Below are 22,197 nucleotides of genomic sequence, written 5' to 3' on the forward strand. Positions count from 1 at the left end.
GCAACCCACACTGAACGAACGGTTCCTATGAAAATTCTGGTAGTCGGCTCTGGCGGCCGCGAACACGCCCTGGCCTGGAAACTGGCCCAGTCCGAACGCATACAGATGGTGTATGTCGCGCCGGGCAACGGCGGCACCGCGCGCGATGCGCGCCTGGTCAATCTCGACATCAGCGACCCGCAATTGCTGGCCGACTTCGTTCAACAGGAACACATCGGCCTGACGGTCGTCGGTCCGGAAGTGCCGCTGGCAGCGGGCATCGTCAACCTGTTCCGTTCGCGCGGCCTGAAAATCTTCGGCCCGACCAAGGAAGCGGCACAGCTGGAATCGTCGAAAGACTTCGCCAAGGCCTTCATGCAGCGCCATGGCATCCCGACGGCCGCTTACCAGACGTTTTCCGACGTCGCTCCCGCGCACGCCTATGTCGACGCCATGGGCGCGCCGATCGTCATCAAGGCCGACGGCCTGGCCGCCGGCAAGGGCGTTGTCGTTGCCATGACCCTGGAAGAAGCGCACCAGGCGGTCGACATGATGCTGTCCGATAACCAGTTCGGTGACGCCGGCGCACGCATCGTCATCGAGGAATTCCTCGCCGGCGAAGAAGCGAGCTTCATCGTCATGTGCGACGGCAAGAACATCCTGCCGCTGGCCACCAGCCAGGACCATAAACGCCTGAAAGACCACGACCAGGGTCCGAACACGGGCGGCATGGGCGCGTATTCGCCCGCGCCCATCGTCACGCCGGCCATGCATGCGCGCGTCATGCGCGAAATCATCAATCCGACCATCCAGGGCATGGCCAAGGACGGCATTACGTTCACGGGCTTCCTGTATGCGGGCCTGATGATCGACGACAAGGGCACGCCGAAGACCTTGGAATTCAACTGCCGCATGGGCGACCCGGAAACGCAGCCCATCATGGCGCGCCTGAAGACCGACCTGGTCACCGTCATGGAGCACGCCGTCAACGGCACGCTCGACGCCGTGGAACTGGAATGGGACCGCCGCACGGCTGTCGGCGTCGTCATGGCCGCCGCCGGCTACCCGGACGATCCCGTCAAGGGCACGTCCATCGGCGACATCCCGGCCGAAACGCCGGACTCCGTCACCTTCCATGCGGGCACCCGCATCGAGGGCGAACGCCTGGTAACCAATGGCGGGCGCGTGCTGTGCGTGGTGGGCCTGGGCGACAGCATCAAGATGGCGCAGAAACAGGCGTATGAAACCGTGGAAAAAATCCATTTCGACGGCGCGCAGTACCGCCGCGACATCGGCTGGCGCGGCCTGAAGCACTAAGCAAGCCCCTTTGCAGAAAACGGCAGGGCCGGCGCGGAATGCATCCGCCCCGGCCCTGTTTTGATTGGCGCGCCAGGAAAGCGGACCTTGCGCTAAGATTTTGCCTTTCAGACAAAGTTGCAATCCATGACCAGCCACGTCCATCCCGCCCTCGCTCAGGTACGCCAACTCCGCCTGATCACGGACAATGAACTCGACGACGCCGTCGCCGAACTGGAAATCCTCGCCCTGGACGAGGAAGACGACGTCGACATGCCACGACTGGCCGCCGGCGCCGGTCCCGCCGATGCCCTGGCATGGCTGCTGCGCACTGACCTGCTGCCACAGGACGACTTCCTGCGGCGCGTACAGGATCTGCCGCGCCGGCATGGCAGCGAAGCCCTGCTCGAGCGCCAGCAACTGGCCGCCGACGCGCTAAAGCTGGTCAACGGCCAGGCCATCGACACCCTGTACGACGAAGACCTGATCAACCAGTGGCAGCGCGATGCCGCCCACGCCAGCTTGCCGGAGAACCGCCTGCTCGCCTCGCCGGTTGACGCGCTGCGCGAGATGCTCCGGCAAGGCGCCTTGACGGCGCAGCAATTCGAGCTATTGCGCACGCGCCAGCACGGCTCGGAGCTGGGCCGCATCATCGTCGATGGCGCCGCGCGCCAGGCCCGCCGGGAACGCCCCGCCTATGCGCGCCCGGGCACGTGGGCGATGGCCGCGCTGCTGGTGCTGATACTGACCTTTGCCGGCCGCGCCATCCTCGCAAGGCAGGCGCCCTCCCCCGCCGCAGCCCCCGTCGCCGGGCAGGGCGTCGAGCGGCCCGACTTGCGGCAGCGCGCCGCGCACGCCGTGGAAAGCGCGCGCCTGCCCGGCGCCGGCGCGGACCTGTCCATCACGGTGGTGCAGGACGATGCCACGCCACCGGCACGCTGATCCACAACACAAACGCACTGCGCAAGCGCCGCCCTATCACAAAAACGCGTAACAGGGTACAATCCGTCCTTACTTTTTTATTTCGGCCTCGTCGGCCCACGCGATGTCGTCAACTCCCTCTCCTTCGGCCGTCAAGGCCTATTTGCTCGATTTGCAAAGCCGTATCGTGCAGGCGCTCGAAACGCAGGACGGCAAGCCCTTCCTGACCGATGCCTGGCAGCGCCCCGAGGGCGGCGGCGGCATTTCGCGGCTGATCGAGGAAGGCAATGTGTTCGAGCGTGGCGGCGTGAATTTTTCGCACGTTACCGGCGCCGCACTGCCGCCATCGGCAGCAGCCGCGCGCCCTGAACTCGGTGGCAAGGCGTGGGAAGCGATGGGCGTGTCGCTGGTGCTGCATCCGCGTAATCCGTATGCGCCCACGGTGCACATGAATGTGCGTTTCTTCACCACCGTGAATGCCGATGGCGAACCCGTATGGTGGTTCGGCGGCGGCATGGACCTGACGCCGTATTATGGCGACGCAGGCGACGTGAAGCACTTTCACCAGGTGTGCCATGATGCGCTGGCGCCGTTTGGCGAGGAACTGCATCCGAAGTTCAAGCAGTGGTGCGATGATTATTTCTACCTGAAGCACCGGCGCGAAGCGCGCGGCGCGGGCGGGATCTTCTTCGACGATTTCAATGCCCTGGGCTTTGACGACAGCTTTGCGATGATGCGCAGCGCCGGCGACGCCTTCATCGACGCCTATGTGCCGATCCTGGCACGCCGCAAGGACACGCCCTACGGCGAACGCGAACGCGACTTCCAGTGCTACCGGCGCGGACGCTATGTCGAGTTCAACCTGGTGTTCGACCGCGGCACCCTGTTCGGCTTGCAGTCGGGTGGACGCACCGAGGCGATCCTCATGTCGATGCCGCCCGTGGTCAAGTGGCGCTACGACTGGCACCCGGAAGCGGGCAGTCCCGAAGCGGCGTTGTATACTGACTTCCTCGTGCATCGCGACTGGCTGCAGGCGTGACGGAAAATGGCACGGCGGGCAGTATGGCGAGCGGTACGCCTTGCGTGACGCTGCTCGGTGGCAGCTACGATCCGGTGCATATGGGCCATGTTGCGCTGGGCACGCATTTTTCCAGCCTGCTGCACGCCGATGAACTGCGCGTGATTCCGGCGGGCGCGCCCTGGCAAAAAAGCAAGCTGGGCGCCACCGGCCAGCAACGCGCCGAGATGGCCACCCTGGCGTTTGCCGGCCTGCCCCTGCCGGTCGTGATAGACCGCCAGGAAATCGCGCGCAGCGAACATGGCCAGGCCAGCTACACCATCGATACCTTGCGCCAGGTACGCGCCGAGCTGGGTCCGCGCGCTTCCATCGTTTTCCTGATGGGCGCCGACCAGCTGCAGCGGCTCGCGACATGGCGCGAATGGCAGCAATTATTTGAATACGCGCATATCTGCGTCGCGGCCCGCCCCGGCTTCGCGCTGAATGACACCGCAGTGCCGCAAGTGGTCGCCGAAGAATTTTCGCGCCGCCTGGGGTCACTGGAAAGCATCCGCAACACGCCGCACGGTCTGACTTATCTGGCACAGGACTTCGCGGTGGATATCTCCGCCACCGAAATACGTGCGGCATTACAACGGGGGAATCGGGCAAACCCGCTTGTTTCCCCGCTAGTGCTAGACTATATTGAACAACATAATTTATACAAAAGCTAAATGGACATCAAAAAACTGCAAACCCTCGTCGTTGACGCCCTTGAAGACGTCAAAGGCCAAGACATCGCCGTCTTCGAAACGAGTCACCTGACCAGCCTGTTCGACCGCATCGCGATCGTCTCCGGCACCTCGAACCGTCAAACCAAGGCGCTGGCCGCCTCGGTGCGCAACAAGGTCAAGGACGCCGGCGGCGACATCATCGGCATGGAAGGCGAGGACACCGGTGAATGGGTGCTGGTCGATCTGGGCGACATGATCGTCCACATCATGCAGGCGCCTATCCGCGCTTACTACCGCCTGGAAGAAATCTGGGGCGACACCCCGGTCAAGCTGGGTGCCGCCAAGCGCGCGCCGAAAAAAGCGGCCGGCGACGAGCCGAAAAAGGTCAGCGGCCACCTGGCAGCGAGCAAGGCCAATGTGGAAGCGACGCCCGTGATCGAGAAAAAGACACCGGCCAAGAAAGCCACGGCAGCCACCACCGCCGCCAAGAAAGCCCCGGCGAAAAAAGCCACCGCTTCCAAAGCCGTCGGCAAGACCGTGAAAGTCGCGCCAACCAAGACCGAAGCGGCCGCAGTGAAAGCCCTGAAAGCCCTGCCGGAGAAAAAAGTGCGCGCCCCACGCGCGGCCAAGCCGGCAGCCGATGCTGCACCGGCAAAAACCGTGATCAAGCGTATCAAAAAAGTCGAAGCGTAAGCCTCGATGCAGCTCATCATCGCTGCGGTCGGCCATAAAATGCCGGCCTGGATAGAGACGGGCTTCGCGGAATACGCGAAGCGCATGCCGCCGGAATTGCGCATCGTGCTGAAAGAAATCAAGCCGGTGGAGCGTTCCGGCAGCAAGACCGCCGCCACGGCGATGGCGCTGGAACGCGAACGCATCGAAGCCGTCCTGCCCAAGGGCGTGCGCATCATCGCCCTCGACGAGCGCGGCAAGGACCTGACCAGCGTCGGCCTGTCGCAGCAGTTGATGGCGTGGCAGCAGGATGGCCGCGACACGGCCTTCCTGATCGGCGGCGCCGACGGCCTCGATCCGCAACTCAAGGCACGTGCCGAAGGCATGCTGCGCATTTCCAGCATGACCCTGCCGCACGGCGTGGTGCGCGTGATCCTCGCCGAGCAGCTGTACCGTGCCTGGTCGATCACGCAAAACCACCCCTACCACCGCGTCTGAACTCCCCCATGAAACCGGCCGATAACAAGATCTATCTCGCCTCCAAAAGCCCGCGCCGGCGCGAATTGCTGCGCCAGATCGGCGTCGATTTCGAATTGCTGCTGCTGCGCAGCGACGGCCCGCGTGGCGCCGACGTCACCGAGGAAGTCCTCCCCGGCGAGTCGGCGCTCGACTATGTGGCCCGCGTGGCGAATGAAAAAGCCGCCTTCGCCTGGGACCTGGTGCGCCGCCGCCACCTGACCCCGCGCCCCGTGCTGGCGGCCGACACCACCGTCACCATCGACGGCACCATCCTCGGCAAGCCGGCCGACCGCGCGGAAGCCGTGGCCATGCTGCAGCAGCTGTCGGGCCGCACGCACGAGGTGCTCACCTCGATCGCCGTGCACTACAAGGATTTCGCGGAACAGCGCACCCAGGTGTCGCAAGTGCGCTTCGGCGTGCTGTCGCCCGCCTCGATCACCGCCTACTGCGCCACACCAGAACCGTACGACAAGGCCGGCGGCTACGGCATCCAGGGCAGCGCCGCGCTGTTTGTCGAACACATCGAAGGCAGCCATTCCGGCATCATGGGCCTGCCCCTGTACGAAACTGCACAGTTGCTACGACTGGCAGGTTTGCCCCTGCCCTGATCGGGTATGATGTCATTCGTTGCCTCCACTCCCGCGCCTCCATGAACGAAGACATCCTGATCAATATCACGCCGCAAGAAACGCGCGTCGCCCTCATCCTGCAGGGCGCCGTGCAGGAATTGCACATCGAGCGCACGCTCACGCGCGGCCTGGCCGGCAATGTGTATTCCGGCAAAGTGGTGCGCGTATTGCCGGGCATGCAGTCGGCCTTCATCGACATCGGCCTGGAACGGGCCGCCTTCCTGCACGTGGCCGACATCTGGGAAGCGCGCGGCCACGACGGCCAGAACGCGACGCCGGCGCCGATCGAGAAAATCCTGTTTGACGGCCAGGTGCTGACGGTACAGGTGATCAAGGACCCCATCGGCACCAAGGGCGCGCGCCTGTCGACGCAGATTTCCATCGCCGGGCGCATGCTGGTGTACCTGCCGCAGGACAAGCACATTGGCATCTCGCAGAAAATCGAAAAGGAAGCGGAGCGCGAGCAACTGCGCGTGCGCCTGCAAAGCCTGCTGCCTGCCGATGAAAAAGGTGGCTACATCGTGCGCACCATGGCCGAAGACGCGTCCGACGCGGACCTGAAGGCGGACGTCGACTACCTGCGCAAGACCTGGAGCACGATCACGCACGGCGCGCGCACGCGTCCTGCCACTAGCCTGCTGCACCAGGACTTGAGCCTGGCGCAACGCGTGCTGCGCGACTTCGTCGGCGATGAAACGGCCACCATCCAGGTCGATTCACGCGAAAACTACGTGAAATTGCGCGAATTCGCGGAAATCTACACGCCCAGCGAACTGACGCGCCTGCAGCACTACACGGGCGAGCGCCCCCTGTTCGACCTGTACGGCGTGGAGGAAGAGATCCTGCGCGCGCTGGGCCGCCGCGTCGACCTGAAATCGGGCGGCTACCTGATCGTCGACCAGACGGAAGCGATGACCACCATCGACGTCAACACGGGCGGCTTCGTCGGCGGACGCAATTTTGCCGACACCATATTCAAGACCAACCTGGAAGCGGCGCACGCCATCGCGCGCCAGCTGCGCCTGCGCAACCTGGGCGGCATCATCATCCTCGACTTCATCGACATGGACAACGCCGAGCACCGCAACGCCGTGCTGGCCGAACTGAAACGCACGCTGTCGCGCGACCGCACCAAAGTCTCGGTGAGCAATTTCTCGCCGCTGGGCCTGGTGGAAATGACGCGCAAGCGCACGCGCGAATCGCTGGCCCACATCCTGTGCGAACCGTGCCCCGCCTGCGCCGGCAAGGGACAAGTGAAAACCTCGCGCACGATCTGCTATGAAATCCTGCGCGAACTGCTGCGCGAGGCAAAACAGTTCAACCCGCGCGAATTCCGCATCCTCGCCTCGCAGGAAGTGGTCGACCTGTTTTTGGAAGAGGAATCGCAGCACCTGGCCATGCTCGGTGACTTCATCGGCAAAAAAATCTCGCTGCAGGTGGAGAATGCTTACCACCAGGAGCAGTACGACGTGATTCTGATGTAGTCATGCCGGGCACCGCCGCCTTCTGGCGCGACCCGTCTCTCCCTCACGTGGAGAGCCGGCGCGCCTGCCACAGCCGGGCTTGCTACAAGCCCCACAGCCACCCCACGTTTTCCATCGGCGCCGTCGACTCTGGCGGCAGCATCTTTACAGGCAGCAAAGACGGCAAGGTCGCACTCGGCAATGGCAGCCTGGTGCTGGTGCCGGCCGGTTGCGTACACGCCTGCAATCCCCTGCCTGAGGCCCTGTGGAGCTACCAGATGCTGCATCTCGATGCGCAGTGGCTGCAAGCACACGCGCCGGCGCTCGATGGCGACACGGCGACGGCATTGCATTGCCCGCTGCTGTACGCGCAGTTTTGCGTCCTGAATGCGTTGCTGTTTTCAACGGCCAGCGCGGCGGAGAAAAATGCGGCGCTGCTGGCGTTCCTGGGCGCCTGTGCCAGCACCTGTGCGGATCGGCTGCCGTCGGAACGCAAGCCGGTGCCGCAGCAACTGGCGCCCGTGCTCGCAACGCTGCAGGCGCAGCCCTCGGCCAGCCTGCGGCAACTGGCGGAGGCGGCAGGCCTGAGCCCGTATCAATTGATCCGCGCCTTTCGCGCCGCCACGGGCCTGACGCCGCATGCCTACCAGCTAAATATGCACGTCAACCGCGCGCGCAGCCGCTTGCAGGCCGGGACGGCGTTGGCGCAACTGGCGCATGAGCTGGGTTTTGCCGACCAAAGCCACCTGCAGCGCGTGTTCAAGGCGCATGCGGGTATCACTCCGGGGCGCTATCGCGGCCAGGGCAGCTAGAACGCCTGCAATTTTCTTCAATACGGGCGCTCGCCGGCCCCGGCATACTCGCGCATCGCCATTGCCGGAGCCAAACTCCATGCAGGATTTTCTCTTCATCGCCGCCGCCCACTTTCTTTCCCTGCTGTCGCCCGGTCCTGATTTTTTCCTGATCGCGCGCACCTCGCTGGCCCACGGCTGGCGCGGCGCCGCCGGCACGTGCGTGGGCATTACCGTGGCCAATGCGGTGTTTATCGTGGCGGCGTTTGCGGGACTATCGGTGCTGCGGGCGGGCAGCACGGCATTCATGCTGGTGCGGCTGGCGGGATGCGCCTATCTGCTGTACCTGGGCTGGCTGTTCCTGCGCCATGCGGGCAAGAGCAGCCTGGAGGCAAAGCCCGCCACCGGCAAGGCGCGCTGGCGCGGCGGTGTCGCGATGGGGTTTGTCTCCGCCATCCTGAACCCGAAGAATGCGCTGTTCTATGTCAGCCTGGCCACCGTGCTGGCCGCCAGGCAGACGAGTCCCGTTGCGATGGTGGCGTATGGCGCGTGGATGGTCTTTGCCGTGCTGGCGTGGGATATGGCGGTGGCGGTGGCCATCGGCAGCGCCGCCCTGCGGCAGCGCTTTGCGCGCGCGCTGCCGTCGCTGGAGCGGCTGTCGGGCATGGTGCTGATCGTGCTGGCGCTGGTGCTGCTGGCGGATCAGGCTGGCAGCGGATCCAGGTAAAACACGGCATACACTTTCAAGGGCGTGGTTTCCGTCGCCTTTTCCGAGCGCACGACGGAGCAGTCGTCGGCGGCCAGGCTGCGCCAGTTCTGGATGCCTGCCTTGGCGAACATCGCGTGCGCGGGGGCATTCGCGGCCAGGTCCAGCACCAGGCAAGCGTTGCGCGGGCCGGCGCCGTAGTTGACGGCGCGAATTTCAATGCCGAAGGTCGTCATCCACGGCTCCCACAGGCCTTTTTCCTTGCCGGCGGCCATGCGCTCCAGCATTTCGCCAAAGCTCAAGCCTTTCTTGACGGTGCTGCGCAGGGCTTCCAGCGACGGCGCCAGGCGGGGATCGGGCTGTTTGTTGCCGGCGCGGATCTCGGCGATCGCCTTCAATTCCTTGATGATGGCCGCATCGCGCTCCGTGTAGTCGCGCATGCGCGCGTAAAACTCGGCATCGAGGAAGGGATTGACGGTCAGCTTGGCGACGCCCTCTTCGCGGCGTTTCGGGGAAGGCGTGTTGGTTTTGGTCATGGCGATAGAGGGGCAAAATACGTTGAGGGGCGCCAGTGTACCACCTTGCAGCGGCACGGCCCCAGGCGCGGCCTCAGCTCCGGGGAGCGGCCGTCGATTCACGCACCACCAGCTCGGGTTTCAGGCGCACGTCGAGCACGGCGGAGTCGGGCGAATCGATGGTTTGCAGGATCAGCCGGGCCGCTTCAGTGCCGATGCCGTGGTGGCGGATGCGGATGGTGGTCAGGGGCGGACGGATCATGTCCATGTAGGGCATGTCGTTATGCCCCACCACGGAAATATCTTCGGGGCAGCTCAAGCCCAGTTCGCGGATGGCGTCGTAGCAGCCGAGGGCCACCAGGTCGCTGCCCGTCACCACGGCCGTCGTCCGCGGCGACTGGCGCAGCAGTTCCAGCAGGGCCGCCTTGCCGCACTCGCGCGAATAGCCGCTGCTTTCAAACACGAAGGCTTGCGAGGGATCGAGTTCGCTGGCCTGGATGGCGGCCAGGAAACCGAGGCGGCGCACGTGGCCAGTGGACAGGTTTTCCGGGCCGGCAATGTGCGCGATATGCCGGTGGCCCAGCGCCAGCAAGTGTTCCACGGCCAGGCGCATGCCGACCACGTCGTCGCTGACGACGCAGGAAGCGACGCCCGTCTCGTCGCTGCGGTTGACGGTAACCACCGGCACATTCTGGTCGATGCACATCTTGATGACGGGATCGTCGCGCCGCGCGGTAGCCAAAATCAGGCCATCGACCTGCTGCCCCAGCAGGCGGTTGATGACGAACAGCTGCTCTTCCTCGTCGGCGCCCACATTGGCGACGATGGCCAGGTAGCCATGCTTGCGCAAGCCTTCCTCGATGCCCAGCAGGATAGGCGGAAAAACCGCGTTGGTAATGTCGGGCAAGACCACGCCGATGATGCGCGACTTGCGCGTGACGAGGGTGGAGGCGGCGCGGTTCGGCCGGTAGCCGAGCCGGCCCGCTTCGGCCAGCACGCGCGCGGCCACCTCGACGCTGACCATTTGCCGCGTTGCCGGGTTCATCACGCGCGAAACGGTGGAAAAGTGCACGCCACTGGCCCGCGCGACGTCGCTTAAGGTGGGGTTCTTGTTTGTCATGGGCTTCCCGGATCGCAATACCGTGATTTTATCGTAAAAATTCCCCACTCCGTCAAAAACCGAGCAAACGCTTGCATTGAGATAAAGCCGTTTCCCAAAGCGGTTTTGACACTCTTAAGTACAATCCAGCCTTGACAGCGTGCAAACGCTTGCATAACATGGCTCGGATTGACCACTCGGGCCCTGTATGCCCTTCCCAGAATTCCTATGTCTACTTCGCACAGCAAGCACGCCGAACAGAACGGCGACACCTTCAACCTGAAAGAAGCCGCCCTCGCCTATCACGCGGAACCTCGCGCAGGCAAGATTTCCGTCACGCCAACCAAACCGCTGGGCGACGCCCGCGCACTGACCCTGGCGTACTCGCCGGGCGTGGCCTTCGCCTGCGAAGCGATCGTGGAAGATCCGCGCACGGCCGGCATCTACACCTCGCGCAGCAACCTGGTGGCCGTGATCACCAATGGCACGGCCGTGCTGGGTCTGGGCGATATCGGTCCGCTGGCCAGCAAACCGGTGATGGAAGGCAAGGCTTGCCTGTTCAAGCAATTTGCCGACGTCGACGTGTTCGACATCGAACTGGCCGAGAACGATCCCGACCTGTTCATCGACACCGTGGTGCGCATGGAGCCGACCTTCGGCGGCATCAACCTGGAAGACATCAAGGCGCCGGACTGCTTCTACATCGAACAGCAATTGCGCAAGCGCATGAACATTCCCGTCTTCCACGACGACCAGCATGGCACGGCCATCATCGTCGCGGCCGGCATCCTGAACGGCCTGGAACTGGTGGGCAAGGATATCGGCAACGTGAAAGTGGCCGTCTCGGGCGCCGGCGCGGCCTCGATCGCCTGCCTGGACCTGCTCGTCTCGCTGGGCCTGAATAAATCGCTGCTGAAAGTGTGCGACAGCCAGGGCGTGATCTACCCGGGCCGTGATGCCAACATGGAAGAGAACAAGGCGCGCTACGCGAACGACACCAGCGACCGCGACCTGGCCGACGCCATGGTTGGCGCCGACATCTTCATCGGCGTCTCGAAGGGCGGCGTGGTGAGCGCGCAGATGGTCGAATCGATGGCCGCCAAGCCGCTGATCTTCGCCCTGGCCAATCCGCATCCGGAAATCGCCCCTGAGAAGGTGCATGCAGTGCGCGACGACGCCATCGTGGCCACCGGACGCTCGGACTACCCGAACCAGATCAACAACGTACTGTGCTTCCCGTACATCTTCCGCGGCGCGCTCGACGTGGGCGCCACCACCATCAACGAAGAGATGAAGCTGGCCTGCGTGCGCGCCATCGCCGCGCTGGCCAAGGAACCATTGCCAGGTCACGAGAGCAGCGCGCTGACGCCGCTGCAATTGATACCATCGCCGTTCGATGAGCGCCTGCGCAGCTGGGTCGCGCCTGCCGTGTCGCAAGCGGCCATCGCCACCGGCGTGGCCACCCGCGTGCCAGCCACTGCCTGATACGCATGACCGGCCTTGCGTTCTTGGCAAAATAACAGCAAGTTACCATTGCTTACAAAAAAACCATGGCTAAAAACCATGGTTTTTTTCATTTCCCCCTTGAGATCGCCTATACAGTTGTCGAAGAGTAAATCTCCCAGGGACGTTTTTGCTGCCACCTTCGATTACAATGACGCCTACTTTATGTTGCTACAGTTGCCATAATGGCGACGATGTGCGTTAACAAGGATATTCATGCTCGGCCTGACCTCTGTTTGTGTTTTTCTCTTTTCGGCATTGGCGTTGGCTGTCAACAGCGGATATTCCTTTGGCGCGCTGGTCTTGCTGCTGGCCAGCAGCTGGCTGCTATGGAAGCGCCCCCGCCTGCATCTGCAGCGCCGGGACTATCTGCTGATGGGCGTGATGCTGGCCTACTTCATTATTTTCACCGCCAATATGCTGTACCACGGCGATCCGGCGCGAGAACTCGACATGCCCTTGCGGGTGCTGCTGGCCTTGCCCGTGCTGCTGCTGCTGATTGCTTATCCGCCGCGAGCGGCGGCATGGTGGAGCGGCCTGGCAATTGGCGCCATCGCGGGGGCAGCCTTGGCGGCTACGCAATATATTCCTAGCAGCCCATTCCGGCCACAAGCCGCCACCAGTAACGCTATTCACTATGGCAATGTCAGCATGCTGTTTGGCATGTTAACGTTATGTGGGATCGAGTGGGCCATCAAACAGCGCCATCGAATCGCCTGGAGCATGCTATTGCTGGCAGGCGGCTTAATCGGAATTTTTGGCTCCATCATCAGCGGTAGCCGCGGTGGCTGGCTGGCGCTGCCCATCTGCGGATGCATATTTGTCGTCCACTACGCGAGAACACGCGGCAAGCACTATATGACTGGCCTGCTGGCGGCACTGCTGGCCGTGGCGGTACTATCCTACATAGTGCCCAATTCCCCCGTGCTTGAACGAGCGACGGATGCCGTGGAAGATTTGAAAAAATTTGAGGACAGCGACAACGTGAGCACGTCAGTCGGCCAACGGCTGGAAATGTGGCGTACAGCATTAACTTTATCCGATGACCATCTTTGGTTCGGCATGGGACGCAACGGCTACTTGGAGGCAAAGAAAAAACTGTCGGCGGAAGGAAAAATGAGCGAAATTGTGTTGCATTACACCAATGCGCATAACGATTACATCGACTCCCTGGTCAAGCGTGGCATCTTCGGCCTGCTGGCCCTGCTGCTGCTATTCCTGGTACCGCTGACTCTGTTCACGAGGGCACTGCGTCACGGCCCCGCAAGCGCGCAACCATTTGCGCTGGCCGGCGTGATGCTGTGCACCTGCTACATGATTTTTGGCCTGACGACGAGCTCGCTCACCCTGAATATCGGCATCATCATGCTGGTCTTCCCGATGGTGATACTGTGGGCCATGCTGCGCCAGCAAGAACGCATTGCCTGAGTTCGTTTTTCGCCTGACCGTTTTTGCTGTCCCCTGCAAGGAACCATACCGATGCTCACGCCCGACCTGAAGCGCCTCACCGCGCTGCACGCGCCCTACAAGAAACACCTGGCCCTGGCCTTGCTGGCGATGGTCGTCACGGCGGCCACGGAACCGCTGCTGCCGTATGCACTCAAGCTGCTGCTCGACAATGGCTTTGGCGGCAAGGTGAATTTTTCCTTCTGGCTGGTGCCGCTGATCGTCATCGGCATCTTTGCCATGCGCGGCGCGTCGACGTTTGCCAGCAGCTATCTGATGAGCTATGTCTCCACGCGCATCCTCAACGAGTTGCGCCGCAGGATGTTTGCCAGCATGCTCAACTTGCCCATCGACTTTTACAACACGCACACCGTGGGCAAGGTCATCAACTCCATCATGTTTGAGGTGCAGCAGATCATCGAAATGGTGACCAAGGTGTTTACCTCGATCGTGCGCTCCTCGCTGACCGTGCTGGGCCTGCTGGCGTGGCTGCTGTACCTGAACTGGGTACTGACCCTCGTGACCCTGGTGCTGCTACCCCTGCTGACCATCGTCGTGCGCACCACGGGCAAGCGCCTGAAAAAACTCAACCGCGACTCGCTGGCCGTCAATGCCGAGCTGACCCAGGTCATCGAGGAAACCACGCGCGCCCAGCAAGTGATCAAGATCTTCGGTGGCCAGGACTACGAAAAATCGCGCTTCGAAGAGCGTGCCGAGCAATTGCGCCGCTACAGCATGCGCATGACCACGACCTTTTCCGCCACCGTGCCCATCACCCAGGTGATCACGGCCGCCGCCGTGGCCCTGGTCATCGTGATGGCCCTGTTCCAGTCGGAGCAGGGGCAGATCACGGTCGGCGGCTTCGTATCCTTCATCACGGCCATGCTGATGCTGCTGACGCCCTTAAAACAGCTGGCCGAAGTCAACGGCCCCCTGCAGCGCGGCATGGCCGCCGCCGAAGAAGTCTTTTTACTGATCGACAAGACGCCGGAGCGCACGGGCGGCACGCCGCTCGCTGGCCGCAGCAAAGGCCGCATCGAGTTCAGGGACGTGAGCTTTGCCTACCCCGGACATCAGGAACCGGCCCTGCGGCACATCGACCTGAGCATTGCGCCAGGACAAACGGTCGCCTTTGTCGGCATGTCCGGCGGCGGTAAATCGACCCTGGTCAGCCTGCTGCCCGGCTTTTACTCGGCCAGCAGCGGCGAGATTTTGCTCGATGGGCAGAATATCGATGCCATCGCCCTGACCAGCCTGCGCAGCCAGATCGCCATGGTCAGCCAGCAGGTGGTGCTGTTCGACGATACCCTGGCCGCGAATATCGCGTATGGCGATGCGGCGCCGGACCGGCAGCGCATCGAAGCGGCGGCGGCGGCCGCCTTCCTCTCGGACGTCATCGACGGCTTGCCCGATGGCCTGGACACGCGCCTGGGCGACAACGGCTCACGCCTGTCCGGCGGCCAGCGCCAGCGCGTGGCCATCGCCCGCGCCATCTACAAGGATGCGCCCATCCTGATCCTCGATGAAGCCACCTCGGCACTGGATACGGAGGCGGAACGGGCGGTGCAAGCGGCACTGGAGCACCTGATGCAAGGTAAAACCACCTTAGTTATTGCTCATAGGCTATCAACAATTGAACGTGCGGACCGTATCGTGGTATTGTCACATGGGAAAATAATGGAAACCGGCAGTCACCAGCAATTATTGGATGCCAACGGCGCGTATGCCAATCTGCATCGCCTGCAATTTTCCCAGCAAGTGGTTTGACACCATCGACCGAATACCTGAAATCGTACTGATACATGACGCCTTTGATTCCCGCCGAACTGTTACAAAAGTCGGACAAAATTCTTTTCATCGCCCATCTGGCGCTGGGAGACTTTACCTACCTGCAAAACGGTTTCCGCGCCTTTGCCGCGGCCTATCCCCATATCCAGATCCACCTGTGGGTCGATGAAGTCCGTCGCACGTCCGACTCCAGGCAATGGGAAGGCTTGCGCACCTATTCGCTGTACGACTGGGTAGAGCAATCAGGCCTGTTCGCCAAGGTGTACCGCAAGACCTACAGCCCGGCGCTGTACGAAGAGTCCCTGCGCGAGGCGAAGGCGGAACGCTATCCTGTCGTCGTGTCATTAGCCCACGTACGGCCACAGCAATACGCGGATCTTGCCCGCGCAATCAGCCCGCACGGGCTGGTGATCGGCACGCGCAAACCTTTCAGCCCGCTGCGCCCCTGGCATTACCTGGCCTACCGCAAGATCGATGCCGTGCTGGCCTCGTATGCGGGACAGGATGCGGGCGAGCACCATATCAGCAGCGTCTATGCGGACTGGTTCCGTCAATTGACGGGACTCGACATTCCCGTGGCCGAACGCTATCCCTTCGTGCACATTCCCGAACATGCGCTGCAGCAGGCGCAGCAGCAGCTGGCCGCCTGGGGCTTTGCCCCGCGCCAGGGTCCGCTGGTGCTATTGAATCCGTTTGCCAAGTCGCACAAGCGCGGCTGGCCGCTGGAGCGCATCGCCGAACTGATCGCGCGCATGCAGGCGATGCCGAAGTGGGAAAATGCCTGCTTCCTGATCAATGCCATGCCGCAGGAACTGGCCAAGGTAAATGCCGTCGTGCAGGCGCACAACTTGCCGCGCACGCAAGCCTTCAGCGCCGTCGACAACTTTTTCCAGCTGCCGGCCATGCTGGCGCAATGCGACCTGATTATTTCGGTGGAAACGTCGATCATGCATCTGGCGAACGCCGTGCATGTGCCCGTAGTGGCGCTGATGCGCAAGAAGAATCCGGAATGGGCGCCGTTCGACAGCGCCAACAGCACCGTCATCACGGTGGCCAGGCGCAGCGACTGGGTCAAGGCGATTTCGGTCGATCAGGTATTGCAGACCATCGCCTAGACAACGCGGCAGCGGCTAGCCGGTGCCCAGCATGCTGATGCGCACCAGGTCGGCTACGTTGTCAACACCCAGCTTGTCCATCAGGCGCGCCTTGTGCACTTCCACCGTGCGCACGGAAATGCCCAGTGCCGGGGCGATATCGCGGTTGTGCTGGCCCGTCACCACCAGATGCATCACTTCCCGCTCGCGCGGCGTCAGCGCGCGCAGCAAGGCTTGCCCCTCCACCTGGCGCAGCAACTGGCCGCGCGCATGCGCCTCGCGCGAAAACGCTTCATCGATGGCGGCCAGCAGCTTGTCGTGGTCAAACGGTTTTTCCAGGAAATCGCTGGCCTGCGCCTTGAAAGCCTGGCGTGCCAGGGTGACGTCGCCGTGTCCCGTGATAATGATGATGGGCAGCATGCATTTCAGCTCCAGCAAACGGCGCTGCAGGCTCAGGCCATCCATGCCGGACATGCGGATATCGATCAGCAGGCAGCCGGCCCACTCGGGCCGCCAGCTGTGCAGGAAATCCTCGCCGCAGGAAAACAGGGCCGTGCGGTAGCCGCGTATGCCCAGCAGCAAACCCAGCGCATCGCGCACGGCGGGATCGTCATCCACGATAAACACCGTCAAATTACTTGTCACCATACTCTCCTGTAGCGGCCGCGCTGGCGCACGCCAGGGGCAGGACAAAACGAAAAATGCCATGCTTGCCCACTTCGGCCCATAGCTGGCCGCCATGCGCTTCGACGATGCTGCGGCTGAGCACCAGCCCCAGACCCAGGCCGCTGGCCTTGGTCGAGACGAACGGCTCGAACAGGCGTGCCGCCAGGCTATTGGAAATGCCGGGGCCACTATCCTCCACGGACAGCCGCAGCCGTCCGCCTTCGAGCCGCTCGGCAGAGACTGTGATGCGGCGCCGGCCGCGCGGCTGGCCCATCACCGCATCCTGCGCATTGGCCAATAAATTACGCAATACCAGCTCGATTTGCAGCCGGTCGGCGTTGACGGCCAGCGGCGACGGCGGCGCCAGCACCAGTTCGATGCCATGCTCATGAAACAGCGGCGTGAACTGGCGCGCCATGCCCTCGATCAAGACGCGCGCCTCCACCGCTTCGAGCTGCATCGCGCCGGTGCGGAAAAAGTCGCGCAGGCGGCGCACCACGTCCGCGGCGCGGCCCGATTCGACGATCATATGCCCCACGGCGCCCTGCAGCAAGGCGCCGGTCTCGCCCCGTTCCAGCAAGTATTCGCACGCCTTGCCATAGGTCGACAAGGCCGTCAGCGGCTGGTTCAGCTCATGCGCGAGCGCCGCCGCCATCTCACCGGCGGCTGCCAGGCGCATCGTGTGTTTCAATTCGTCGGCCACCTGGCGCATTTCATCGACGACGATGCCGATAAAAAACCCCACCAGCGCCAGCACGGCATCGAGCAGCTGCAATTCATAAAACTGGATATCGACCGCATGCGTCCATTTCACCAAGGTAATGATGCACAGTTGCAATACAAACACGGCCAGCACGGCGCCATGCAAGCCCTGGCGCGAAGCGGCCCAGATCACGGGAAGAAACAGGAAATAGAAATGCTTGTATTCGGAACGCACGATGGAACCGAAGAGGCTCCACAGCACGAAGCTGGCGAGGGCCAGATACGCCAGGGTTTCCCAGCGCCAGACGGCGACATGCAGGCGTTCGCGCCCCCGCTCGCTGAACAGCACCCAGATCAGCGGCATCGATACCAGCATGCCGACCATGTCGCCGATGCCGAAGCGCCAGACTGCCGTCCCCCATTCGCCGGCCGGGATGCGTCCCGTCAGCGACAGCAGGGAAATGTAGCCGAGCGCATTGAGCACGGTGCCAAGCAGCACGATGGCAACCCAGGCGCTCAGGCGGCGCCGGTTGTCGAAGATGTCGCTGCTGCTGAAACTGCGGCGCAAGACTGCGCCGATACCGCCATAGCCGAGCATCAGCCACGCCGAACAGAGCAAAGTCAGGGGCAGGCCTGCCGGCATGCCGCGCACCAGCACCTCGCCAGCCACCAGGGCGATAAACCACGGCAGCGCCGCCTTGCGGCCATGGATCAGCCAAAATACCAGGCCCAGCGCGGGATCGGGATTCCAGGGGGTGATGTTCAGCCCGTACATCGGGTCGATATACGTGGCCCAGTCAAACAGCAGATACAGGCCGACAAAGGCGGGATACGGCAGGTAGCGGGACAGGAATGGGCGCATAACGGTGTTTTTTAACTGTCCCGCATTATGCATCGCAAGCGTGCGCCACGCCATGCCATCTTGCGTTATAAGCACACAAAATAATTTTCATGCAATATCGCAAGGCGCGCCGACAGAATCAGGCCTCGGCCAGCGGCAAGCGCACCTCCACCAGCAAGCCCAGGCCGCCATTGCCTCTGTGTAACTGAATCGTGCCGCCATGCTGTTGCACGACGGAAGCGACGATGGACAAGCCCAGGCCGCTGCCCGGCTGCGCCTGCTGCGGCGCACGGAAAAAGCGGTCGAATACGCGTTCATACAGCGCCGGCGCGATACCCGGTCCCTGGTCGGCCACATGCAACACGGCCTGGCCCCGCTCCGCATGCAGCGACACCGTCACGCTGCTGCCGCGCGGGCTGTACTTGATGGCGTTTTCCACCAGGTTGTCGATCAGCGAAACGAGGCTCTCGCGCTGCCCGGGTACGCTGAGCGAGACGCTGGCTTGCAATTCGAGCTCGATATCGCCCGCCTGCGCCAGGCCGGACAAGGCCGCCAGGCGATCTTGCAGCAAGGTATCGAGCGCCTGGTGCCGCGGCAGTTCGCCGCCGCCCGCCTGCACTTCGCTGCGCGTCAGCTGCAGCAACTGGCCCACCAGGCGCGCGGCCCGGTTGCCGCTGTTCAAGATACCGTCCAGCAGCTCTTGCTGGCGTGCATCATGCGCCTGCCCCTGCAAGGCCTCGACATTCACGCGCATGGCCGCCAGCGGCGTGCGCAGCTCATGCGTGGCGTCGGCGATGAAGCTGCGTTCGCGCGCGGCACTGGCATCGACGCGCTGCAGCAGGGCATTGATATTGTCGACCAGCGCCGCCAGTTCGCCATGCGGCGGCTTGAACGTCAGCGGACGCAAATCCTGCGGCCCGCGCGCCGCCACCTCCTGCGCCACCTTGCGCCACGGGCGCATGGCAAGGCGGATCGACAGCCAGGCCGGCACCAGCAGGAACGGCAGGCTGATCAGCAACGGCAGCAGGTAGTAGCCGCGTGAATTGATCGTGATGAAAAATTGCCAGGCGCCGCCCACTTCCAGCACGGTCACGCGGGTGGCCCCTTCGGCCAGGCTGCGGCTGCGCCAGGCCTGGCCCTTGACGTACACCACTTCCATCTGTTCCGGGCCGGCGCTGCGGATGCCGCTGGGCGCATTCGGCGACTTGTAGACCAGCTTGCCCTCGCGCCAGACCAGGATGCGCGGCGCCAGTTCCGGCACTTTCCCCATTTCAAACTCTTCGCGCAAGGCTTCGTCGATGGCGCGCAAGCTTTGCTCCTGACGCACGGGCTGGTCAGCCAGGTTGTCGGTCACGCTGATAATGGCGTGCAAGACCCCGCGGGTCACATTGCTCGCTTCGCTCGTGCCTTCGAACAGCACGTACGCCACGGCCAGACTCCACAGCACAGTCAGCATCAGCATTTGTGCCATCATCAGGCGGCGCACCAGGGTGGGCCGGCGCAGCATGACCCAGAAACGCCCCATCATGCGCCGGCACCCGGCGGGGCGGATGTCTCGCCCTGCTGGTCGATGACATAGCCGACGCCGCGCACGGTACGGATATAACCCTCGCCTATCTTGCGGCGCAAGTTGCCCATATGCACATCCAGGGTATTGCTGGCATTGGCCAGCCCGCCGGGCAGGATATGCTCTTCCAGCACGCGGCGCGTGATGACCCGGTTGGCGCGCATCAACAAGGTCTTCAGCAGGGCATATTCACTGGCGGTGAGTTCCACAGGCCGCCCATGCACGCTGACCCTGCGCGTGGGCACCTGCAACAGCAGGCCGCGCAACTCGATAGTGTCGCCATCGAAACCATAGCTGCGGCGTGCCAGGGCGCGCACGCGCGACAGCAGCTCGGCCAGCACGAAGGGCTTCACCAGGTAATCATCGGCGCCACCGTCCAGGCCCCGCAAGCGCTGCTCCAGCGTATCGCGGGCGCTGAGGATCAGCACCGGCAGGCGCGCCGCGCGCAGCCGGGCCAGCAAATCGAGGCCATCGCCGTCGGGCAAACCCAGGTCCAGCAACACCAGTTCGCAACTGTCGTGCTCGATGCTGCGCGCCGCATCCTCCAGGCTGCGCACCCAGACCACTTGCATGCCCTGGTCGCGCAGGGCGATCCGCACGCCATTGCCCAGGTCCATATCGTCTTCAATCAGCAGTATCTTCATGGTGAGTATTAAACCACCGCAAGCTGAAGAATGGGTAAAGAAGCGTTCTTCATCCAATCTTAATAAAAGGCTCATTTTTCCTTCATGGCAAGGATGGATACTGTCGGCAGTCAATCGAGCCACTCCGGACTCGGTTCTCCACCTGACGGAAAATTCCATGCACGCACCCACAACCCTGCTGACCGCGCTGGCAATCGCCAGCGGCATGATCCTCAACCCGCTGGCCGCCGCCGCAGCCGAACCGGCCGCGCAAAATGTCTTCACCATCGGCGGCGGCGTCGCTGCCGTGTCCAGCTATTCCGGCGCCGACAAGCTGTCAGCCTCGCCCCTGATCATCCTCGATTACGCCATGGCCAATGGCCTGTTCTTCAGCACTTCGCGCGGCATCGGCTACGGCGGCCAGGCCGGCCCCTTCAGCTACAGCGCGGCATTGGGCTACCGCGGCAACCGCGAAGACCACAAGCGCAATGGCGCCAACGGCTGGGGCGGCAGCGATTATCTGAAGGGCATGGGCGAAGTCAAGGGCAACGCCAGCGCCCTGCTCAGCGCGGGCTATTCGCCCTTGCCGGGCCTGTCGCTGAGCGTGTCGAGCGACATTCCCCTGTCGAACCGTGAAAATGGCGCGAATGTGCATTTCGGCGCAACGGGCCAGATCTACGGCCGGACCGATGCCAAGGGCGCGCAGCAGGACAGCGTGACCATCGGCGGCCAGCTGGGCTGGGGCGAGCGCAAGTACGTGCAGACCATGTATGGCGTGACTGCCACCCAGGCCGCGAACACCTCGTTCAAGCAATACACGCCCAAGGGCGGTTTCTATGAAGCACAGGCCACCATCAACTGGGAGCACCGCTTCGACGCGCGCTGGGGCATCAATACCCTGGTCGGCGTCGAGAGCCGACTGGGCGACGCGGCCAAGAGCCCCATCGTGCAGCGCAAGACCTCCCCGGTCGGCGCCGTGTACGTCACCTACCGCTATTAGTACCGTCACGGCATAAGGGAAACCCGTACGCTGTTTCGCCAATTTACAGGGGGGAATCGCATGGATAAGATGACATGGTTTTCCCACTATGGCGATCCCTTCCATGCATGCATCGCGCCTTGCCCCGCAACGTCACCGCGCCCCGGACAGCGCCGCGGGCACGGGCGGCAAGCCGGGCCAGGATACCTTGCTGCTGCTCTTGCCTGTCAAGCGCGCCAGCGACATCATCTACGGTGCGCGCTACGCCAGGCGCCTGCAGGAATGGGGTATCCAGGTCAGCGTCAGCCTGCTGCACGTGACACCGGCGCCAGCGCGCCGGGCAGATGGCTTGCCCCAGCACAACGCCGGCGAATGCCATGCGCTGGATCCTGCCACGCAGCAAATGATGCACGAGGCGGGACTGTACCTGAGCCGCTCTCAACTCGCCTTCAATACCCATATTTTTGCCGGCGAGCTGCTGTTTACGATCCTCGATACGGCTGAACTGCTCGGTTGCCACGAAATCGTCCTGCCGGCCCTGCGTCATAGTCCCTGGCAGCGCCGTTTTTCCGGTGCGCTCGCGCGCAAGCTGGCGCGTGCTACGCGCAGCGCCACGGTATTGCTGGCCGACAACGACGGCATGAGCGGGCCGCCGCCGGCCTGAAGC

The 22,197-nt window shown here is 63.3% G+C and carries 21 protein-coding genes and 1 pseudogene; 16 read left to right on the forward strand and 6 right to left on the reverse strand.

The features are described from left to right. Nucleotides 1-27 precede the first annotated feature (27 nt). The 10 genes from purD (at nt 28) to BZG29_RS24095 (ending at nt 8,728) form a co-directional block, all read left to right on the forward strand. Nucleotides 28-1,296, forward strand: coding sequence for a phosphoribosylamine--glycine ligase (gene purD / locus BZG29_RS24050; protein WP_077408208.1), 1,269 nt, complete (start codon nt 28-30; stop codon nt 1,294-1,296). Between the two features lie 126 nt (nt 1,297-1,422). After that, complete coding sequence (locus BZG29_RS24055) at nt 1,423-2,217, forward strand: hypothetical protein (protein ID WP_077408210.1); 795 nt, start codon at nt 1,423-1,425, stop codon at nt 2,215-2,217. Nucleotides 2,218-2,320: 103 nt separating this feature from the next. Then, nucleotides 2,321-3,235, forward strand: a complete 915-nt coding sequence (gene hemF, locus BZG29_RS24060) for an oxygen-dependent coproporphyrinogen oxidase (protein ID WP_077408212.1) — start codon at nt 2,321-2,323, stop codon at nt 3,233-3,235. Nucleotides 3,236-3,258: 23 nt separating this feature from the next. Continuing rightward, nucleotides 3,259-3,927, forward strand: a complete 669-nt coding sequence (nadD, locus tag BZG29_RS24065) for a nicotinate (nicotinamide) nucleotide adenylyltransferase (RefSeq protein WP_077409267.1) — start codon at nt 3,259-3,261, stop codon at nt 3,925-3,927. Then, the gene (rsfS, locus tag BZG29_RS24070; protein ID WP_077408214.1) at nt 3,928-4,620 is read left to right on the forward strand and encodes a ribosome silencing factor; all 693 of its coding nucleotides are present in this window, start codon (nt 3,928-3,930) and stop codon (nt 4,618-4,620) included. A gap of 6 nt (nt 4,621-4,626) precedes the next feature. Further along, nucleotides 4,627-5,097 (forward strand): 23S rRNA (pseudouridine(1915)-N(3))-methyltransferase RlmH, encoded by a 471-nt coding sequence (gene rlmH, locus BZG29_RS24075; RefSeq protein WP_034747108.1) that lies wholly within the window; start codon nt 4,627-4,629, stop codon nt 5,095-5,097. Between the two features lie 8 nt (nt 5,098-5,105). Further along, nucleotides 5,106-5,726 carry a nucleoside triphosphate pyrophosphatase gene (locus BZG29_RS24080; protein ID WP_077408216.1) on the forward strand — a complete coding sequence of 207 codons (621 nt, stop codon included), beginning with the start codon at nt 5,106-5,108 and terminating at the stop codon, nt 5,724-5,726. Nucleotides 5,727-5,767: 41 nt separating this feature from the next. Next, nucleotides 5,768-7,231 (forward strand): ribonuclease G, encoded by a 1,464-nt coding sequence (gene rng / locus BZG29_RS24085; RefSeq protein WP_070254273.1) that lies wholly within the window; start codon nt 5,768-5,770, stop codon nt 7,229-7,231. A 2-nt stretch (nt 7,232-7,233) separates the two neighbouring features. Then, nucleotides 7,234-8,022, forward strand: coding sequence for an AraC family transcriptional regulator (locus BZG29_RS24090; protein ID WP_077408218.1), 789 nt, complete (start codon nt 7,234-7,236; stop codon nt 8,020-8,022). Nucleotides 8,023-8,101: 79 nt separating this feature from the next. Then, the gene (locus BZG29_RS24095; RefSeq protein ID WP_077408220.1) at nt 8,102-8,728 is read left to right on the forward strand and encodes a LysE family translocator; all 627 of its coding nucleotides are present in this window, start codon (nt 8,102-8,104) and stop codon (nt 8,726-8,728) included. Here BZG29_RS24095 and BZG29_RS24100 read toward each other — a convergent pair. Together BZG29_RS24100 and BZG29_RS24105 are read right to left on the reverse strand one after the other, a co-directional pair. Then, a complete protein-coding gene (locus tag BZG29_RS24100) occupies nt 8,704-9,243 on the reverse strand; it encodes a hypothetical protein (protein ID WP_077408222.1) in 540 nt (179 codons plus the stop codon). The two genes, BZG29_RS24095 and BZG29_RS24100, sit on opposite strands and share 25 nt — an antisense overlap. A 73-nt stretch (nt 9,244-9,316) precedes the next feature. Next, entirely contained in the window at nt 9,317-10,342 is a 1,026-nt protein-coding gene (locus BZG29_RS24105) for a LacI family DNA-binding transcriptional regulator (protein WP_077408224.1), read from the reverse strand. 207 nt (nt 10,343-10,549) lie between these two features. Here BZG29_RS24105 and BZG29_RS24110 point away from each other — a divergent pair. The 4 genes and pseudogenes from BZG29_RS24110 to BZG29_RS24125 form a co-directional block, all read left to right on the forward strand. Then, nucleotides 10,550-11,788 (forward strand): annotated as a pseudogene (locus BZG29_RS24110) (malic enzyme-like NAD(P)-binding protein); the annotation flags it as partial. Between the two features lie 252 nt (nt 11,789-12,040). Next, nucleotides 12,041-13,252: an O-antigen ligase family protein gene (locus BZG29_RS24115; protein ID WP_077408228.1), complete on the forward strand. Its 1,212-nt coding sequence runs from the start codon at nt 12,041-12,043 to the stop codon at nt 13,250-13,252. A 51-nt stretch (nt 13,253-13,303) separates the two neighbouring features. After that, a complete protein-coding gene (gene msbA, locus BZG29_RS24120; protein WP_077408230.1) occupies nt 13,304-15,037 on the forward strand; it encodes a lipid A export permease/ATP-binding protein MsbA in 1,734 nt (577 codons plus the stop codon). 35 nt (nt 15,038-15,072) lie between these two features. After that, entirely contained in the window at nt 15,073-16,173 is a 1,101-nt protein-coding gene (locus tag BZG29_RS24125) for a glycosyltransferase family 9 protein (RefSeq protein WP_077408232.1), read from the forward strand. A gap of 15 nt (nt 16,174-16,188) precedes the next feature. On the opposite strand, the gene BZG29_RS24130 is transcribed toward BZG29_RS24125, so the two are convergent. From BZG29_RS24130 to BZG29_RS24145, 4 genes are all read right to left on the reverse strand, one after another. Next, complete coding sequence (locus BZG29_RS24130; RefSeq protein WP_077408234.1) at nt 16,189-16,800, reverse strand: response regulator; 612 nt, start codon at nt 16,798-16,800, stop codon at nt 16,189-16,191. Continuing rightward, a complete protein-coding gene (locus BZG29_RS24135; protein ID WP_077409268.1) occupies nt 16,787-18,382 on the reverse strand; it encodes an ATP-binding protein in 1,596 nt (531 codons plus the stop codon). Before BZG29_RS24135 ends, BZG29_RS24130 begins: the two co-directional genes overlap by 14 nt. 118 nt (nt 18,383-18,500) lie before the next feature. Beyond that, complete coding sequence (locus BZG29_RS24140; protein WP_077408236.1) at nt 18,501-19,889, reverse strand: ATP-binding protein; 1,389 nt, start codon at nt 19,887-19,889, stop codon at nt 18,501-18,503. Then, nucleotides 19,886-20,572: a response regulator gene (locus BZG29_RS24145; RefSeq protein WP_077409269.1), complete on the reverse strand. Its 687-nt coding sequence runs from the start codon at nt 20,570-20,572 to the stop codon at nt 19,886-19,888. Before BZG29_RS24145 ends, BZG29_RS24140 begins: the two co-directional genes overlap by 4 nt. A gap of 157 nt (nt 20,573-20,729) precedes the next feature. On the opposite strand from BZG29_RS24145, the gene BZG29_RS24150 reads away from it, so the two are divergent. Beyond that, entirely contained in the window at nt 20,730-21,551 is an 822-nt protein-coding gene (locus tag BZG29_RS24150; protein WP_171985098.1) for a MipA/OmpV family protein, read from the forward strand. Nucleotides 21,552-21,654: 103 nt separating this feature from the next. Next, nucleotides 21,655-22,194: a universal stress protein gene (locus BZG29_RS24155; RefSeq protein WP_077408240.1), complete on the forward strand. Its 540-nt coding sequence runs from the start codon at nt 21,655-21,657 to the stop codon at nt 22,192-22,194. Nucleotides 22,195-22,197 lie beyond the last annotated feature (3 nt).

Source organism: Janthinobacterium sp. LM6 (assembly GCF_002002885.1).
In the GTDB taxonomy this organism is placed as follows: Bacteria; Pseudomonadota; Gammaproteobacteria; order Burkholderiales; family Burkholderiaceae_D; genus Janthinobacterium; species Janthinobacterium kumbetense.

What these genes read in the sequence shown, in the direction of transcription:
- rlmH (WP_034747108.1), top strand. Translation starts at nt 4,627, where the DNA reads ATGCAGCTCATCATCGCTGCGGTCGGCCATAAAATGCCGGCCTGGATA.
- BZG29_RS24150 (WP_171985098.1), top strand. Translation starts at nt 20,730, where the DNA reads ATGCACGCACCCACAACCCTGCTGACCGCGCTGGCAATCGCCAGCGGC.
- hemF (WP_077408212.1), top strand. Translation starts at nt 2,321, where the DNA reads ATGTCGTCAACTCCCTCTCCTTCGGCCGTCAAGGCCTATTTGCTCGAT.
- nadD (WP_077409267.1), top strand. Translation starts at nt 3,259, where the DNA reads ATGGCGAGCGGTACGCCTTGCGTGACGCTGCTCGGTGGCAGCTACGAT.
- BZG29_RS24115 (WP_077408228.1), top strand. Translation starts at nt 12,041, where the DNA reads ATGCTCGGCCTGACCTCTGTTTGTGTTTTTCTCTTTTCGGCATTGGCG.
- rng (WP_070254273.1), top strand. Translation starts at nt 5,768, where the DNA reads ATGAACGAAGACATCCTGATCAATATCACGCCGCAAGAAACGCGCGTC.
- BZG29_RS24125 (WP_077408232.1), top strand. Translation starts at nt 15,073, where the DNA reads ATGACGCCTTTGATTCCCGCCGAACTGTTACAAAAGTCGGACAAAATT.
- BZG29_RS24100 (WP_077408222.1), bottom strand. Translation starts at nt 9,243, where the DNA reads ATGACCAAAACCAACACGCCTTCCCCGAAACGCCGCGAAGAGGGCGTC.
- msbA (WP_077408230.1), top strand. Translation starts at nt 13,304, where the DNA reads ATGCTCACGCCCGACCTGAAGCGCCTCACCGCGCTGCACGCGCCCTAC.
- BZG29_RS24090 (WP_077408218.1), top strand. Translation starts at nt 7,234, where the DNA reads ATGCCGGGCACCGCCGCCTTCTGGCGCGACCCGTCTCTCCCTCACGTG.
- BZG29_RS24080 (WP_077408216.1), top strand. Translation starts at nt 5,106, where the DNA reads ATGAAACCGGCCGATAACAAGATCTATCTCGCCTCCAAAAGCCCGCGC.
- BZG29_RS24130 (WP_077408234.1), bottom strand. Translation starts at nt 16,800, where the DNA reads ATGGTGACAAGTAATTTGACGGTGTTTATCGTGGATGACGATCCCGCC.
- purD (WP_077408208.1), top strand. Translation starts at nt 28, where the DNA reads ATGAAAATTCTGGTAGTCGGCTCTGGCGGCCGCGAACACGCCCTGGCC.
- BZG29_RS24145 (WP_077409269.1), bottom strand. Translation starts at nt 20,572, where the DNA reads ATGAAGATACTGCTGATTGAAGACGATATGGACCTGGGCAATGGCGTG.
- BZG29_RS24135 (WP_077409268.1), bottom strand. Translation starts at nt 18,382, where the DNA reads ATGCGCCCATTCCTGTCCCGCTACCTGCCGTATCCCGCCTTTGTCGGC.
- BZG29_RS24105 (WP_077408224.1), bottom strand. Translation starts at nt 10,342, where the DNA reads ATGACAAACAAGAACCCCACCTTAAGCGACGTCGCGCGGGCCAGTGGC.
- rsfS (WP_077408214.1), top strand. Translation starts at nt 3,928, where the DNA reads ATGGACATCAAAAAACTGCAAACCCTCGTCGTTGACGCCCTTGAAGAC.
- BZG29_RS24055 (WP_077408210.1), top strand. Translation starts at nt 1,423, where the DNA reads ATGACCAGCCACGTCCATCCCGCCCTCGCTCAGGTACGCCAACTCCGC.
- BZG29_RS24155 (WP_077408240.1), top strand. Translation starts at nt 21,655, where the DNA reads ATGCATGCATCGCGCCTTGCCCCGCAACGTCACCGCGCCCCGGACAGC.
- BZG29_RS24140 (WP_077408236.1), bottom strand. Translation starts at nt 19,889, where the DNA reads ATGATGGGGCGTTTCTGGGTCATGCTGCGCCGGCCCACCCTGGTGCGC.
- BZG29_RS24095 (WP_077408220.1), top strand. Translation starts at nt 8,102, where the DNA reads ATGCAGGATTTTCTCTTCATCGCCGCCGCCCACTTTCTTTCCCTGCTG.